Source organism: Clostridium ljungdahlii DSM 13528 (genome assembly GCF_000143685.1).
In the GTDB taxonomy this organism is placed as follows: Bacteria; Bacillota; Clostridia; order Clostridiales; family Clostridiaceae; genus Clostridium_B; species Clostridium_B ljungdahlii.
Genome location: NC_014328.1, coordinates 3,314,434 through 3,331,888, shown reverse-complemented (window position 1 = coordinate 3,331,888; position 17,455 = coordinate 3,314,434). Strand labels below are relative to the sequence as shown.

Annotated in this window: 12 protein-coding genes; 9 read left to right on the top strand and 3 right to left on the bottom strand. The window is 28.3% G+C overall.

Translation table 11 applies throughout. The features are described from left to right. Positions 1-5: 5 nt before the first annotated feature. The 7 genes from CLJU_RS14880 (at position 6) to CLJU_RS14850 (ending at position 9,986) form a co-directional block, all read left to right on the top strand. Positions 6-1,877, top strand: coding sequence for a UvrD-helicase domain-containing protein (locus tag CLJU_RS14880; RefSeq protein WP_013239655.1), 1,872 nt, complete (start codon positions 6-8; stop codon positions 1,875-1,877). A 721-nt stretch (positions 1,878-2,598) separates the two neighbouring features. Further along, entirely contained in the window at positions 2,599-3,366 is a 768-nt protein-coding gene (locus CLJU_RS14875; RefSeq protein ID WP_013239654.1) for an ABC transporter ATP-binding protein, read from the top strand. Then, positions 3,353-5,335: an FtsX-like permease family protein gene (locus CLJU_RS14870; protein ID WP_013239653.1), complete on the top strand. Its 1,983-nt coding sequence runs from the start codon at positions 3,353-3,355 to the stop codon at positions 5,333-5,335. Before CLJU_RS14875 ends, CLJU_RS14870 begins: the two co-directional genes overlap by 14 nt. A 36-nt stretch (positions 5,336-5,371) precedes the next feature. Further along, entirely contained in the window at positions 5,372-6,100 is a 729-nt protein-coding gene (locus CLJU_RS14865; RefSeq protein ID WP_013239652.1) for a response regulator transcription factor, read from the top strand. Between the two features lies 1 nt (position 6,101). Further along, entirely contained in the window at positions 6,102-7,502 is a 1,401-nt protein-coding gene (locus tag CLJU_RS14860) for a sensor histidine kinase (RefSeq protein WP_013239651.1), read from the top strand. Positions 7,503-7,889: 387 nt separating this feature from the next. Further along, positions 7,890-8,858: a D-2-hydroxyacid dehydrogenase gene (locus CLJU_RS14855; protein WP_013239650.1), complete on the top strand. Its 969-nt coding sequence runs from the start codon at positions 7,890-7,892 to the stop codon at positions 8,856-8,858. A gap of 453 nt (positions 8,859-9,311) precedes the next feature. Next, positions 9,312-9,986 carry a hypothetical protein gene (locus CLJU_RS14850; RefSeq protein ID WP_013239649.1) on the top strand — a complete coding sequence of 225 codons (675 nt, stop codon included), beginning with the start codon at positions 9,312-9,314 and terminating at the stop codon, positions 9,984-9,986. A gap of 180 nt (positions 9,987-10,166) precedes the next feature. On the opposite strand, the gene CLJU_RS14845 is transcribed toward CLJU_RS14850, so the two are convergent. The 3 genes from CLJU_RS14845 to CLJU_RS14835 form a co-directional block, all read right to left on the bottom strand. Further along, on the bottom strand, positions 10,167-10,727 hold the full coding sequence (locus tag CLJU_RS14845) for a hypothetical protein (RefSeq protein WP_013239648.1): 561 nt from the start codon (positions 10,725-10,727) through the stop codon (positions 10,167-10,169). Between the two features lie 39 nt (positions 10,728-10,766). Next, complete coding sequence (locus tag CLJU_RS23015) at positions 10,767-11,489, bottom strand: ATP-binding protein (protein WP_242825681.1); 723 nt, start codon at positions 11,487-11,489, stop codon at positions 10,767-10,769. A 661-nt stretch (positions 11,490-12,150) separates the two neighbouring features. Further along, a complete protein-coding gene (locus tag CLJU_RS14835; RefSeq protein WP_013239646.1) occupies positions 12,151-12,858 on the bottom strand; it encodes a LytR/AlgR family response regulator transcription factor in 708 nt (235 codons plus the stop codon). Between the two features lie 641 nt (positions 12,859-13,499). Between CLJU_RS14835 and CLJU_RS14830 the strand changes: the two genes are divergently transcribed. Both CLJU_RS14830 and CLJU_RS14825 read left to right on the top strand, forming a co-directional pair. Then, positions 13,500-14,576, top strand: coding sequence for an HD-GYP domain-containing protein (locus tag CLJU_RS14830; protein WP_013239644.1), 1,077 nt, complete (start codon positions 13,500-13,502; stop codon positions 14,574-14,576). 10 nt (positions 14,577-14,586) lie between these two features. Continuing rightward, on the top strand, positions 14,587-17,436 hold the full coding sequence (locus CLJU_RS14825; RefSeq protein ID WP_013239643.1) for a response regulator: 2,850 nt from the start codon (positions 14,587-14,589) through the stop codon (positions 17,434-17,436). The last annotated feature ends 19 nt before the right edge of the window (positions 17,437-17,455 follow it).

The window sequence follows — 17,455 nt, the reverse complement described above, 5'->3', positions numbered from 1 at the left end:
TAGTTATGGAGAAAATAATTTCTGAGGATAAGTGGTTTCCAGCTGATGGTATAGTATTAGAAGAAAATGCCTTAAGTGCAATAAAAGAAAAAAATAATGTATTAGTTGTGGCAGGCCCAGGTGCTGGAAAAACAGAATTACTAGCCCAGAAGGCTTGCTATCTTCTTCAAACAAATAAATGCAATAATCCAAGGAGAATTCTTGCAATAAGCTTTAAAAAAGATGCAGCAGAAAATTTAAAAGAGAGAGTAGAAAAACGTTGTGGAAAAGAGCAGGCGGAAAGATTTGATTCTATGACGTATGATGCTTTTGCAAAACAATTACTTGATCATTTCTATAGAGGATTACCGAAAGAATATAGACCATGTAAAAATTATGCTGTGAATGATGATAAAAGTATTGAGTTTTCATTTAAAAAATCTGGTTTTGTAAATAATAGTGGCAAGAATATTTCTAAATTCAAGAAATATTTTTATGATCAGCTTTCGAGTGTGACATTGCCATTAGAAAAAAGTAAGTCTACAAATATAACGGAAAGAGCATGGAAATTATTATTAAATGGTAATGGAGTAGATGTTAAATCCTGTCTTACATTTCAAATGATTTCTAGGTTAGCAGAATATATGATAAGAACAAATAAGTATATAAAAAATGCTTTAAGGTGTACTTATTCTTATGTGTTTTTAGATGAGTTTCAAGATACTACTGAGATACAATATTGTTTGGTGAAAACTTGTTTTATGAATTCAAACTGCAATATGACTGCTGTTGGTGACAATAAACAGAGAATAATGTTATGGGCTGGAGCTTTAAAAAATATATTTAATGATTTTTGTTCTGATTTTTCTGCAGTAGAAAAATTATTGTTAATGAACCATAGATCAGCACCTAAACTTGTTCAATTGCAAAAAATGATGTATGAATCATTAAGGGATGATACTAAAGAAATAATTTGCTCTGAAAAATGGAATAAGAATGATGGTGAAATATATCTTTATGAGTTTAATGATTATCACGATGAAGCAAAAGTAGTAGCAATGAGTATTGAAAAAAAATATAAGTCGGGTTTCATGTTAAATGATACTTGTATTTTAACAAAACAAAAACCAGAAAAATATACTAAAGATTTGATAGAAGAATTAAAAAAAAGAGGAATTAGAGCAAGGATAGAAAATGATTATCAAGATTTAATTAAAGAGCCTGTAACAAAACTTATTATTAATGTACTAAGTTTAATTTTTGATAATAAAAGACCAGATAGTTGGAAATATCTTGTAGATTACTTAAGTATTGCTTATAAAGAGCAAATAGATAGTGACTATGATTTCTTAATTGAGAAAGAGAGTAAATTGAGCCATATTTTGAAAGGTTATCGGGAAGATTTAAGTAGTTGTGATGATATAAAGTTATTTGAAGATGTTGTAAATGGCATTTTAAACTTTTGTGATATAGGTACATTAAAATCAATTTATCCTCAATATATGCAAGAAGACTGCTTTAAATATACAGTTGAGAAACTAATAACGTTATTGTGGAATGAATATGAAGAAGTAGGTAAAAATTGGAGTAAAACTTTGGAGAGCTTTAAAGGATTGCATTCTGTACCGATAATGACTATTCATAAGAGTAAAGGTTTAGAATATGATTCGGTATATTTTATAGGATTAGAAGATAGTGCATTTTGGAATTTCAAAAAGCAGCCAATGGAGGATAGGTGTGCATTTTTTGTGGCTTTATCAAGAGCTAAAAGTTATATTTGCTTTACTTTTAGCAAAAATAGAAATGTTGGTTTTAATAATGTACAAAGGCATAGAAATATTAATGAATTTTATGATTTGTTAGAAAACTCAAAAATCGCAAAAGTAGTAAGGAAGTAAATTAATTATTCAAATGATAAAATAACTATTTACAGTATTTTTATAAATTGTTATTTTAATTGAAGGGTATTGTTAGTATGTCATTAGTAAATATTTAAAAGGTTATGGATATAATGTTGAAGATTATAATATTAGCAATAGTAGATTTGATAGTATTGCAGAAAATGATAGTATTAATGTAGAAAATGTTGTTTTTAAAATAAAATATAAAAATACTTATTTAAATAATGATAAAAATATGATGTATAGATGATACATCAACTAATAGATTATAATTTTAAAGCTCAGAAGATGAATAAACTAGTGCTATTTTGGTTTTCAAGAGAAAGTAGGAAGTCTTTTGAAAAGTTTAAGCCAGAATTTAATGAAGTAATTATAAGTGGCAACAAATGATAATAGATAAAAAACATAAAACTTTAATTGTAACTGATATGCAAATTGTTATAATCAGGTTTAGTTTATAATTATTTATACAATATGAAGCATTTCCACATGCATCACATATGAAGATCTATTTATTACTAAAAAGGTAAAAATATAAGCCGTATAACTAAAAAGATAGCAAAAACCTAGTGCCAAGGTTTTGCTATCTTTTTCTTATGGCAATAATTGAAACTGGGTAAGTCAAAACAAACTTAAGATGAAATTAAGATCATATTAAATCCACCTTAAACTCATACATATACAATCTAACTGAAGTTAAATACAGGAGGAAATCTTAATGAATATAATGGAAGTTAGAGATGTAAAAAAGGTGTATGGTTCAAAACATGGTGGAAGTAAATCAAATGCACTAAATGGAGTGAGCTTTTCTGTTCAAAAGGGTGAATTTCTTGGAATTATGGGACCTTCAGGAGCAGGTAAATCCACATTATTAAATGTAATATCAACCATTGATACTCCAACATCAGGCACAATTGAACTTAATGGCAAAAGTTTTTTAAATCTTAATGAAGATGAATTATCAATGTTTAGAAGAAAACAGCTTGGATTTATTTTTCAAGACTACAATCTTCTTGATACTTTAACCTTAAAAGAAAATATTATTTTACCACTTTCCTTATCTAAGGTAGATGTGGCATCCATGGAAGAAAAATTAAAAAAAATTAGCGGCATCTTGAATATTGAAGACATATTAGGAAAATATCCTTATGAAGTTTCAGGAGGTCAAAAGCAAAGGGCGGCAGCTGCAAGAGCTATAATAACTGATCCAGAAATAGTATTTGCAGATGAGCCTACAGGAGCACTGGATTCAAAATCTTCAACAGAACTTTTAAACAATCTTTCTTTATTAAATAAGGAAAATGGAGCCACAATTGTTATGGTAACTCATGATGCATTTGCAGCAAGCTACTGTGAAAGAATTATATTTATAAAGGATGGAGTACTTGATACTGAGATTGAGAAAACAGGCAGTAGAAAAGATTTCTATAATAAAATACTAAGCACTCTTGCTAAAGTAGGGGGTGCTGAAAGTGACACTATTTAATCTTGGAATAAACAATGTAAAACACAACTTTAAAAATTATGTTTCTTATTTTATAAGTACGGTAACTTCAGTTTTTATCCTCATGATATTTTATTCCATATACTATAATCACGAAATACAATTATTTAGCTCAAGCAAGGTTAAGGTTGGTGCTATTTTTAAAGCTGCAGCTTTTGTAGTTATAATATTTTCAGCCATTTTCATAGGCTATGCTAACAGCTTTTTTATAAAAAATAAAAAGAAAGAAGTTGCTATATATTCACTACTTGGTATGAAGAAGAAAGAAATAGGCACACTGATGTTCTTTGAAAATATCTTTCTAGGAATATTAGCCTTAATTGTTGGTGTACCCTTAGGAGCATTTACCTCCAGGTTCTTCTTAAAAATACTTAATGTATGTATGAAATCAAACAAGCCAATACAATATACCTTTGATATTAGAGCTATAGTAATGACGATTTTTGTTTTTATGATTATATTTTTGTTAAACTCCATAAAAGCTTACGGAATAATATATAAGTTTAGGCTTATAGAGCTTATACATGCGGCTAAGGAAGGAGAGAAGAAACCTAAATTTTCTAGAGTTTTAGCATTATTATCATTAATAATGGTTATTGGCGGATATATTGGTGTATTAAAAATGAATTTGGAGTCTGGTGGAGCCCAGATGTTATACAAAGGTCTCCTTATAATGATGCTTGTTGTTGCAGGAACTTATATATTGTTCAACAATTTCATAATTTATATCTTTAAGCTATTTGAGAAAAATAAAAAAGCTTATTATAAAGGAGAAAATTTAATAGGAGTATCTCAAATAATCTACAGAATTAAAGGAAATTCTAATCTTCTGGCAACCATAGCTGTTGTATCTGCTGTTGCCATCACAGCATTATGTTTTACTTTCAGTCTTAATTTGACACTTAATAAAGTTGCACCAAGTGGATGTCCGTTTTCAATAATGTACCAAAGCGGCAGCCAGGAATTAAATAAAAAAGTTGAAGCTGTTATTAATAATCATAAAGAAATTAAAACAACTTATAAGACAGATATTGTAATGATAAATGGAAGTGGGCTTACACAAAAATATAAGGGCCCTTTTGAGAAAGATTTAAAGGCTCCTTTTGATATGTTTGTAATGTCTGCATCTGAATACAAGGATATTGTAAATAATTCAGGTTTTAATGATGGTACAGATATTGTGGATAGAGCTAAGAATATTAAAATTAATAAAGAAAATCAATGTTTTTTCATTGAAGTAAGTAATTCAGCTGAAGCAAGAGGGAGACTAGCAGGTGATGAGCTTAATGCAACTATTGGGAGGAAAGCTTATAAACTTGATATCTCCGACTCAAGTAAGAAATGTGTTTTAGGAGTTAAATTTGAAAAAACAACTATAGTAGTACCAGATACATTTTTTAATAAGCTTTTAAATGATAATAGAAATAATACAACTGTTATAAGAGCATATAATTTTGATAATGCATTAAAAAGTGGAAGTGTTGTTACAGAGACTTCTCAAATGATGCCAAAGGACAAAACTTTTTCTTCTTACTATGATATGTATACCGAGGTTCATACTTTGTATGGAAGCTATGTGTTTATAGGTGCATTCCTAGGTATTCTCTTTGTTGTTTCCACTGGAAGTATAATGTATTATAAACAGTTAACAGAAGCTTATGAAGATAAGAATAGGTATTCTGTACTTTCAAAAATAGGTTTAACCAAAAAAGAAACTTTAAGAATTATATCAAAACAACTGGGATTTATTTTTTTAATGCCGCTTTTATTTGGTATTCTTCATAGTATATTTCCACTTGTGGCCTATATGAAATATCTCTGCGGCTTTTCAATAACACAGATGGAATGGATGGGTATGACAATGGGAGTATATGTAGTAATTTATTTATGTTTTTATCTTCTTTCTGTTAAATCCTATATGAAAATCATAACAAAAAATACTGTATACTAATATTATTGAGTTCAATAATAAAAGGGGTGTTTTGGGGTGGATTTAGTAAGTAATACAGATAAAAAAATATTACTTATAGATGATGAAGAAGATATAACGGATTTAATAGAGGATATTTTATTAAAGGAAGGATTTAAGAATATCAAAAAAGCTCATTGTGGTTTGGATGGTGTGAAAATATGCCAGAGTGAAAGGACTGATATAGTAGTACTTGATATAATGCTTCCAGATATTGATGGAATAGAGGTATGTAAAAGGATAAGACAATTTTCTTACTGTCCAATTTTATTTTTATCTGCAAAAAATAGTGATGTTGATAAAATTGTTGGACTGAGTATGGGAGGGGATGACTACATTACCAAACCCTTTAGTCCAAGAGAAATTGCCTTTCGCATTAAGGCACAGCTTAGAAGACAGCAGTATGACGGTATAAAGGAAGTTAAAAGTAGTGAAAATGAGAATATAATCATTGGCAGCATTACTATTGATAAGTTGCACAGTCAGGTATATAAGGATGGTTCAGAAGTAAAACTTACAGCAAAGGAATATAAGCTTCTTTTATATCTGGCAGAAAACTCAAATAAAATAGTCAATAAGGAAAGATTATGTGAGGTAGTATGGGGAGATGATTATTTTGGATATGATAATACAATCTCCGTTCATATAAGACATTTAAGAGAAAAGCTTGAGAAAAATCCTTCTAAACCGGAAATTATAGTTACTGTAATAGGACTTGGATACAAACTTGTAAAGAGGAATGAATAGGATGAAAAAGTCAGGATACAAGGTAATATTTAATTTATATTTTAAATTTTTTATTGCCTTTCTAATTTTAATTTCAATTTTTTTAGGAATAGGGCTTTATCTATTAAATGTTAATATAAGCAGTGAGAATAGTTATGCTAACTGGAGCAGCTGGCCTGCATATTTTACATCTAATTTTTATAAAAAAATTAGTTTTGATAAAGGTAAACCAAAGCTCACAGATTCAGTAGTAGGTGAATTAAAAAAGTACAAGCTTTCTTTTCAAATTGCTGATAAAAATGGAGATGTAACTTTAGAATATAATGAGCCTAAAAGTGCCCCAAAACATTATTCTCCAATAGATATTGTTCAGTTATATAAAAATGGAGATAGTGCAGGAAAACATACTATATTTGTCGGAAGTGTCAATAACTGTGGACAAAAGTGGACGTATATCATGGGGTTTCCTGTGAAAATATCAAAAATAACCTTATATATGAATTATAACAAAGTTTTAAAGATAAAGTTTGTTATATTGGCATTATTTATATTACTTATACTTATTGCTGCAGTTTATGGTATATGGATGAATCGTACATTATTAAATATAACATCAGGCATAAGAAGACTTGCTTCAAATGATTATATTCCTATGAAGGAAAAAGGAACGTATAAGGATATAAAATGCAGCCTTAATATTTTAGATAGTAAACTTAAAGCCAGCGAAGATGAAAGAAAAAAGAATCAAACTTTAAGGGAGGAATGGATAGCCAATATTTCACATGATTTAAAAACTCCACTATCGCCAATAAAAGGTTATGCGGAAATATTGAGTGATCCTAAGTATGATGTTACATCTCAGGATGCAAAAAAGTATGGAAAAACAATACTTAGAAATGCAGAAAATTTAGAGAGCATAGTTGAAAATTTGAATTTTACCTATCAATTGAAAAATGGAATGCTTCCTATAAATCGTGAAAATGAAAATTTAGTGCGTTTGCTCAAGGAAGTAATTATAAGTATATTGAATAATCCTAAATATGAAAAAAGAAACATTATTTTTAACTGTGTAAAAGATATTATAGATTTTAATTTTGACAATATACTTTTTAAGAGAGCTTTCACTAATTTGATTTATAATTCAGTAATTCACAATAGTCCCGATACTGAAATAAGAGTTTCTATAAAAAAGGAAGATAAAATATATATAAATATTGAGGATAATGGAAAGGGTATGTCAGAAGAGGAAGTGAAAAAGCTTTTTGAAAGATACTATAGGGGGACTAGTAGTTCAGTAAGTGTTAAAGGTTCAGGCCTTGGAATGGCAATTGCAAAGCAAATAATAGAAGCACATGGTGGAAAAATTAATGTAAAAAGTAAGTTGAATGTTGGTACAAGCATAGAAATTGAGTTTGAGATATAATGTTAGTGACTCAACTTTTGCAGTTTAGAAAAATTGCGAAGCAATTTTTTTAAATAACAAAGAACAAAGTTCAAATATCAAATAAGGATAATTTTCTTTCTAACGTCAGAAAATATTTAAATTATAGATTTCCTGAGGTACGATGGAAATCATCTTTATTTGTTCTTTGTTATTTGAACTTTGTTATTTTCAACAGCTTTGCTTCGCATTATTTTAATATTAGACCAAAATTTCGTATGGGAGAGTAGGGGAAAATTTATATAAATTCAGCAGAACAAGATGAATAGATACCATATATAGTAAAATATTTCATATTTCACTAGGGAAAGATTTATTAAATTGCTAATTGCATTGTAGTATAATGGATGTTATAAGGAAGTGGTAGATATGAGGATTTTAGTTGTGATTCCGCTAAATGAAGATGAAAAAGAAAGACTTCAAGCAAAAATGCCAGAAGCGGAGTATATTTTTATATCAAATAAAGAAATTAGCGATGAAATTGTAAAAAGTGCTGATATAATTATTGGAAATGTTCCTCCAGAATACATAAATGGAAGTAAAAAGCTTAAATGGCTTCAGTTAAACAGTGCAGGTACTGATGGATATTGCGAAGCTGGTGTAATTCCTGAAGGAGCATATCTTACAAATGCATCAGGTGCCTATGGTCTTGCAATATCTGAACATATGCTGGGTATGCTGCTTGAAATTAAAAAGAAGCTGAACTTATATTATATAAATCAGAAAAAGCATCTGTGGAAAGATGAAGGAAATGTTACTTCAATAGAAGGAAGTACTACATTAGTTGTAGGACTTGGTAATATTGGAGGAGATTTTGCAAGGAAGATGAAAGCACTTGGAAGTTATACTATAGGTATAAAAAGGACCAAAGGACAAAAACCGGAATATATTGATGAATTATATACAATGGAGGCTCTGGATGAACTTTTGCCTAAAGCTGATATAGTGGCTTTGAGTCTTCCAGGAACAAAGGATACTTATCATTTGTTTAATAAGGATAAGTTTAATTTAATGAGGAAAGATGCAATCATTCTTAATGTAGGAAGAGGAAACTGTGTATGTACTGAAGATTTATGCGATGCCCTTGAAAATGGAGTTATTGGTGGAGCAGGTCTTGATGTAACGCAGCCAGAACCGCTGCCATCTGAACATAGATTATGGGATGCCCCAGGGGTTGTTATTACTCCTCACATATCAGGATTTTTTCATCTTCCAGAAACTTTAAGAAGAATTGTTAACATAAGTATTGAAAATCTTGAATATTTTAAAAATCAGCAGCCATTAAAGAATATAGTGGATTTTAAAACTGGTTACAGAGTTAATAAGAAGAAAGTTTAATAGAAGTATATTAAATTATTTATAAAGTCATAAGTAAAAGATATTAATAAATATAATGTTGCATAGAGTGATAATGGTAGTTATAATTGTTTATCAATTTTTTATTATAGCAAAATTGACTCAAAATAGTATTTGAAATTTTTAGTTTTATAATATACTTCTTAAATACCCATAAGAGAACTTACACCTGAAATTTTCATAATTTTACCTCCGAAATTCTATTTATTTTCTATATTAATTGAAAATTTTGCATGTGCAAAAGTTGAGTTGTGATATAATATAAAGAATTATATAAAAATACATTATTGGAAATAGAAGGTTATGTAATAAATACAAAATAATATACAATAAGATTAAGAGGTTATGATTTATGAAGTTTTCAACATATGATTTTATTTCCATGTCAGAGGATAGGGTTAATGAGGATATTACCTATGCAGAGGACAATTATGGTTGGTTATAGATGGTGCAACAGGACTTAACAAAACTAATCTGACAGGTTCTAAAGGTGATGTGTATTGGTTTGTTAATGAATGGAATAATTACCTTAAAGATAATATTTTAGATAAATCAAAAGATATTAAAGAAATTGTTTCTAAAGGAATGGATTTTATAGGTAATAAATTTAATAAAATTTCTTCACTAAAATATCCTGATAAAGTTGATTTGCCAGCTGCTTCTATAACTATAATTAGAATTAACAATAATAAAGTAGAATATTTTTTACTTGGAGATTGTACACTTATAGTTGAGAATAATAATGGAAAGTCAAGTATTATTAAACAGACTTTGCTTGATAAACTGGATAATATAGCTAAAGCTGAAATGAACAAGTTAATGTTAAATGAAGGAATAAGTTTTGTTGAAGCTAGACAGAGGATAAATCCACTGCTTATTAAACATAGATTGCTTAAAAATACTCCAGAAGGTTACTGGACATTAGAATTTGATAAAAGTGCAGTAGAAAATTCTCTTTATGGGTATTTGGATTTGGAAGAATGTAAAAAGGCTTTATTAATGTCAGATGGGTTTTCAGCAATTTTTGATAATTACAAATATATGGAGACTGATAACCTTATTTCAATTATTGAAAAACAAGGATTGCATCAAGTGTATAAGACTTATTGAAAATGAGGATGCAGATGTAGTGAAATTTCCTAGATTTAAAAAAAGTGATGACTCATCTGCAGTGATATTTTTACAATAAATTTAAGTGGTATTGTGCTAAAAAATAAGGGACTGTTACATTAAGAATAAATATTACAACATATTATATATAAATTTTTTAATGTTACAATCCCTTTATTTTTAAGCTAGAATATTTGTCTCGTAAGTTGGTAAATCTTCATTTTCTGATGATTTATATACAGCAAGTGCGGTTTTTATATGAGTATTATTTTTTTTATTGTTTATAGATTCAGATACATTAGAAATTTTAGAAGAATTTTTTAATGTATTCTTTATTTTTAATTTATTTGTAATACCAGTTTGCGTAGTGATATTATCTAATTGTTCTGGAATAGATTTATTTTTATTAGAAATATGCTTATTATTTTTAGCTTTTTTTCCAGAATTAGTTTTTTTAGTTTTTCCTTTCATTTTTGCAGATTGTTTTTCCTGTATTTTAGCTTCAATTGATTGGAGTTCACTTTTTAAAGGACTAATCAATTCATCTTTAGCTTTTGATGATGTAAAATCACCTTTTATACTACTAATTTTACTGTTTAAACTTGATTTTTTTTGTTCAAGACTTTGTATTTCATTATCAATTTGATTTTCATTTCCATCAATATCCTTTGGAGAATCATCATTGGAGCTGTTAAAAGTATTGTTTAACATTGGATTATAAGTAGTTGAATTAATTTGCATACAAAACATTCCTTTCTTAAAGCAGTCCTCAATTAATCACTAATTATTTTTTACTTTAAGCATAATATTTAAAATAAATTTATTTTTTTCTGATATGATATCTAAAATTCCATTATATTTTTTTACTATAGTTTCTATATTAGATATTCCTATGCCGTGACTATTTTTATTCTTTTTTGTACTTATAATTTTATTATTCTTATATTGAAGTTTATTTGCGGAGGTATTTGAAACTTCTATTAGCAAATATAAATCGTGGATATAAGAATTAATGGTGATTTTCTTGTTAATAGTTTCGTCTTCAATTTTCATACAAGCTTCAATTGCATTATCTAAACAATTGCTTAATATTACGCATAAGTCTACAGAATCAAGTGTAATTTTGTCAGGTACGATAAAGTTACAAATAAATTCAATATTATTCATTTTAGCAATATTGTATTTTTCATTTATAATGGCATCAGAAATTACATTTCCTGTTTTGATTTTATAGTTCAATTTTTTTATAGTTTGTCCAAGTGTGTATAAATATTTGTTTATTTCTTTTGTGTTTCCATTTTCGGCTAAAATCTTTAAACAAAGTAAATGATTATTTATGTCATGCTTAACACTACGTATACTACTATAGAGAGCTTCAAGATTTTTACTATGGTTAATTTGAAGTTTAAACTGTTGTTCCATTAATAAGTTTGTTTGTTCAATTTCCTGTATTTCAATTACTTTTTTAAAGATGTATGCATTAATAAGTATAGAGATTAACAATATAATACATACAAATGGCACGACAAAGTAAATCTTGGGAAAAATTGAAAAAAGATAATAGCTTTTATTATCAACATGAATATATTGAGTAAAATAAAAAATTAATATCAAGCTATAAGTTGCAAAACAAGGAACAAACAAATATAAGCTTTGGTAAGCATCTACAATTTTTTCTTTAAAGTTCAAAAGTTTATTTATTTTTTTCAATAAGATAAACAATATAATTAAGTTTAAAGATTCTCTAGTAATGTTTATCAGAAAAAGAACAGAAATATTCAGTATTGAACTCATATTTAAATTATAAATACAAGATGAAACATAATAATCAAAGTTTAAAAAAATAGTGTAAGTAAGTAATAAAATTGTAGTTGGAACAATTGAAGCATAAAGTTTTAACACAAAATTACCAGGATATAAATAGTATAAAAATATAAAACAAAGCAAATCATTTATAATAAATGTTAATGGAGAAGGAAATTGTATTTTGTAAGTTAAAATATTAAGAAATAATAGAGAAATTACAAAAAAGATACATTTCCATATTTTATTTTCAAAACCTAGGAAGTTATTAAAAAAACGTATTTGTATTATATAATGAAAAGGAAGGACAATTAAAGTGGATAAAAGTCCTAATGTGTTAATAATTTGAAGATTATTCATATTATTGTTCTAAACTTTTTAGATAATACATAAATGCTTTTGAAAAATCAGAAAGCTTGTATTTGGAAATATATATTTTTTCATCATTTTTCAAAGTTATAAATACATTATCATAACTTCTTACATATTTTAAATTTACAATATAACTCCTATGACATTTAAAAAAATTAAAATTCTTTAGTTCATCTTCTATATCAGATAATTTGTGATAATACTCAATAACATCATAAGTAGTGTGAATTTTTATTTTTCTAAGCTGGGATTCTATGTATAATATATCCTTAACAAAAATTTTAGTACACTGACTAATTGTTTTAGCAAGAATAAAGTTATCAGTTTCATCAATTTGTGCTAAAGCAGAATAAAGTACATTTCTCAATTTTTCTTCTGATATAGGTTTTAGAATGTAATGAAAAGCTCTTACATCAAAAGCTTCAAATACATATTCTTTAAGTGCAGTTATAAATATAATAATTGCTTCTTTATTTAAAGCTCTAATTTTTTTAGCTGTTTCTATTCCGCTTAGCTTATCCATACCTATATCTAGAAAATATAAATTCATTTCCAATTTTGACTGTAGTAGATCTTCACCATTTTGATACTGAAATATTGAATACATGGTATGTTTAAGTTCTAACGCTTTTTTTAACATACCTGAAATTTGAATTCTGTGACATTCTTCATCATCACAAAGTCCTATCTTTAGCATAAGCTCACCTCAGCTGTAATTATATCATACACAGTTAATTTTCTAATAAAAATAATCCTCTAAAATTAGTGAAAAAATAAAGACTGCATTTTTTATACAAGTCTTATTTCGTGAATTATTTTTTTTAGTTCACTAGAATGTAATGAGTAGGGGGGAAGAATGTAATGATTGGAGTTTAATGAAAAACATATCATGATGATTTACTAAAAAAAACATACAAATTTTAGGAGAAGCTAGTAACTTCCCTTGCTTTGCTTTTTAGTAAATTTATGAATTGCTTTTATTTAACATGTTGTTTGACAGTACTGTGTGCAGAACTACTTCCAGATGTTGTCTGTGTAGTAGTTTGATTACAGTGATATGCAGATAAATAAGCATTAGTTATTGCAGTAGCCTGTGATTGAGTGATTGTCCCATTGAATACTAAACTATTCAATGGATTTGTTTGAGAAATTAAATATAAAACCATTTACTCTACAGGTTTTTCATGTAGTAAAAAGTTTAAGAATATGCTAATATATTTAAATAATAATGATTGCTAATGATATTTTTCTTTTATGTTTAGTTGGCAAAGAGATACTATATTTTTTATAAGAAATTTTGATTATTAAAAAAATTAATTATTTCATTTGGAGGTGTATATGAGAGTTATTAGTGTCTCCAGCCTGAAGGGGGATGAAATCCTTGGAAGGCAAATTTATGATGAATTCGGTAGAGTTTTACTTAATATAGGAGTAAAATTAAAACCTTATTATATTAAGAGAATTAAAGAAATTGGAATTAACTGTGTATATATTGATGATGATATATCGAAAAATGTGATTATTGAGGAAAGCGTTTCTCAAAAGACAAGGCAAATGAGTAAACATGCTGTTAGGGAAATGATTGGAACATATTGTCGAGAAGGAAAAACTGATAATAGTAGTATTATGAATTCAGTAGATTCAGTAATTGAGGATGTGGTATCGAATAAAGAGGTTTTGATAAATGTTGCAGAAATAAGTGCAAGTGATAACAATATATATTCCCATTCAGTAAATGTTTGTGTATTAGCTACAATAATAGGAACTCATATGGGGTACAGTGTAATGAAGCTTAAAGACATAGCTACAGGTGCTCTGCTTCATGATATAGGTAAGATAAAAATTATGAATGATAGGAAACTTTTAGATAATTTTAAGACTAAGGAAGAATTAGACAAATACATTACATTAATGCATCCAAAGGTCGGCTATGATTTTTTAGGATCACAGTATATTTGGAATGCATCCGTCAAGGTAGTTGCATTAATGCATCATGAAAGAAGTGATGGCAGCGGGTACCCTTTAAAATTACAAGGTGATGAAATAAACAAAATTGCAAAGATGATATCCATATGTGACGTATTTGATAATATGATATCAGGTAGAAATGGTTTGAAAAGTAAAAGTGTCAATGAGGTTATTGAATATCTTGTTGGTATGAGTAATACTTATTTTGATGCAGAAATGGTAAGAAAGTTCACTATGAATATAGCCGCTTTCCCAACAGGAAGTGGAGTTATTTTAAGTTCAAATGAAAAGGGCTTAGTAGTAAAGCAAAACAATTCAATGCCAATGAGACCTGTGGTAAAAGTTATATATGATAAGGCTGGAAATTTACTTTTAGAACCTTATGAAATTGATTTATTGAAAGAATTAACTCTTTTTATTACGAAAACCTGTGAGATTCAAATTTAGGGGGGATTTTATGAATGGTGAAGGCAATTACCCAAATGTTAACTATTCCAGTGGTTTCCTGAAATTAATTCATAATATTTTTCAGAAATTTTTAGATGTAAATAGTAATAATTATCAGATTGAGTTAAAAAAATCGCTGGAGGAAATAGGCTTATTTTTTGATTTGGATAGAATTTTTATCTATTACTTTTCTAAAGATCCTACTTTTATGCAAATAGAAAGTCAATGGAATAAGAAAGGTATAAAACCAAAAAGAGAGATTGAGGAGGAAGAGGTAGTTTATGCTTTTCCGTGGCTGATTCGCCAGATTAAGAATAAGGATTTTGTTGTGGTGAATAGTGTGGAGGAATTTTCTGACGAAGCAGTATTTGAAAAAGAGGCTTTTTTAAAAGAGGGAATCAAAACTTCTCTTATAATTTCATTAAAAAGCGAAAACAAGTTAATTGGATTCATAGGTTATGAAAGTTTATCAAAGCCTACAGTATGGAAAGAGGAGCAAATTGAAATATTAATAGACATTTCAAAGGCTTTTTCGCATACAAGAACAAGAATTGTAAAGGAGAAAACATATAAAAAAGCTCTTAGTGGACAGGCAATTTTACTTAATAATTCTGAATCACAAATTTGGGCGTTAAGTAATGTTACTTCTTACGCAGCTGTTAATGAAGCCCATGCAAGTTTTTTTGGAAAGAAGAAAAGTGATTTAGAATATCAGGATTTATACGATATATTTGATATAGATACTGCAAATAAACTTTCTGCAAGCAATTGGGAGCTATTTCAAAAGAATGAGTCGGCAAAAAAAGAAATTGAGGTTAGAAACTTCAAGGGTGAAAATAGACTGCTTCAAATTAAAAGTAAGCCTCAGAAGGATAAGACAGGTAATATCAAGTATCTTATTTGCACTGCTGAGGATATCACAGAGCAGAGATTAGCAGAAAGAGAGTTATACAAGGCAAAAGAACAAGCAGAAGCAGCAAATATTGCAAAGAGTCAATTTCTTGCAAATATGTCTCATGAAATAAGAACTCCAATGAATGGAATATTTGGATTCCTCGATTTACTTCAATCAACTAATTTGTCTTTAGAACAAAAAGACTTTATACGTGAAGCAAAATCTGCTTCGAAGGTATTATTGTATATTATTAATGATATATTGGATTTTTCAAAGATTGAAGCTAAAAAGCTAACCATGGAAAAGATTAGATTTAATTTAAGAAATACTATTGAAGATGCGGTTTCACTACTTGTCCCTAAGGCAGTAGAAAAAGGACTTGAACTTTATACCATGATTAGTGAAGGTGTTCCTGAAGAGGTTGTTGGTGATCCATCAAGGCTTAGACAGATATTAAATAATCTTATAAGTAATGCAGTAAAATTTACTAATAAGGGTGAAATTTCTGTTACAGTTGATTGTTTAAAGGAAGAAAATGAAACAGCTGTACTTAACTTTGAAGTAAAGGATACTGGAATCGGAATTCGTAAGGATCATATTGATAATATATTTAAATCTTTTAGTCAAGCAGATACGTCTACAACTAGAAAGTATGGAGGAACGGGGCTGGGGCTTGCCATATCTAGTGAATTGGTAAAAATGATGGGCGGTGAAATTCACGTTGAAAGTATATTTGGAAAAGGGTCTATATTTAAGTTCGATGTGAGATTGAAGATTGTAAAAAGAGCCTCAGGGCAGAAATTTGCGTTTGAAAAGCTTGATGGTATGAATATTTTAATTGTTAATGATGATGTAAATAACAGGAAAATTATTAATTCATATCTTCAAGAAACTGGTCTTAAAGTATCTGAAGCTGAAAACGGCAGTAGTGCCATTACCACAATTCTTTCAAATGCAAGTACAAAAAACAAAATAAACATTGCCATCATGGATTATCAAATGAATGATATGAGTGGTTATGAACTGGCCAATACATTAAAAACAATACCTTTTGCAAAGAATATAAAATTAATACTTCTAACTAGTATAACTCAAAAGGGAAATGCTGAGACTGTGAAAGAATATGGCTTTTCATCATATTTGAGCAAACCTGTTAGAAGAGATGACTTACTTGCCTGTATTGCTATGGTATTGGGCCTTAAAAAGGAAAATGGAGAAGGACATCAAGTTATAACGAAACATATAGTTAAAGAAGTTAAAAATGCATTAGAACCAAGAATTTTATTGGTTGAAGATAATAAAATGAATCGTAAAATTGTTATAACTATGCTTAAATCACATGATATGACTTGTGATGTGGCGGTGGATGGTAGTGAAGCATTAAAAGCAGTGTTACAGAAAGATTATGATGTTGTTTTTATGGACTGTCAGATGCCGGTAATGGATGGGTATGAGTGTACATCTAAGATAAGGATGTTAGAAGGAGACAAAAAGCATACTACAATTATAGCAATGACTGCTAATGCTATGGATGGTGACTCAGAAAAGTGTATTAAAACTGGAATGGACGATTATATTAGTAAGCCTATTAATTTTAATAAGATGTTTAAGATGATAGAAGCCAATACTAAAACGAGAGAGTGTGTAGATGATTATAGTAAAATAATAGACGATAATATTGACTGCTTTGTTAAAACTACAGGACTTGGAAAAGATGATGCAAAAGAAATACTTGAAGAATATATAAGATGTTTACCTGATTTATTATCAGATATTAGCAAGGCTATTGCTGGTAATGATTTTGATAAATTGGCCTGGACAACTCACGAGTTAAAGGGTTCTTCTGGAACTCTAGGAATACTTTCTATTCATGAATTAGCAATAAAATTAGAGCAGGCAGCTTTAAAACATGAAATAGATGAATGTGCTAGATTTTTTGCTAAAATAAAAGATTTGCTTCACTAAAGAGGGTCTTTAAAAATTA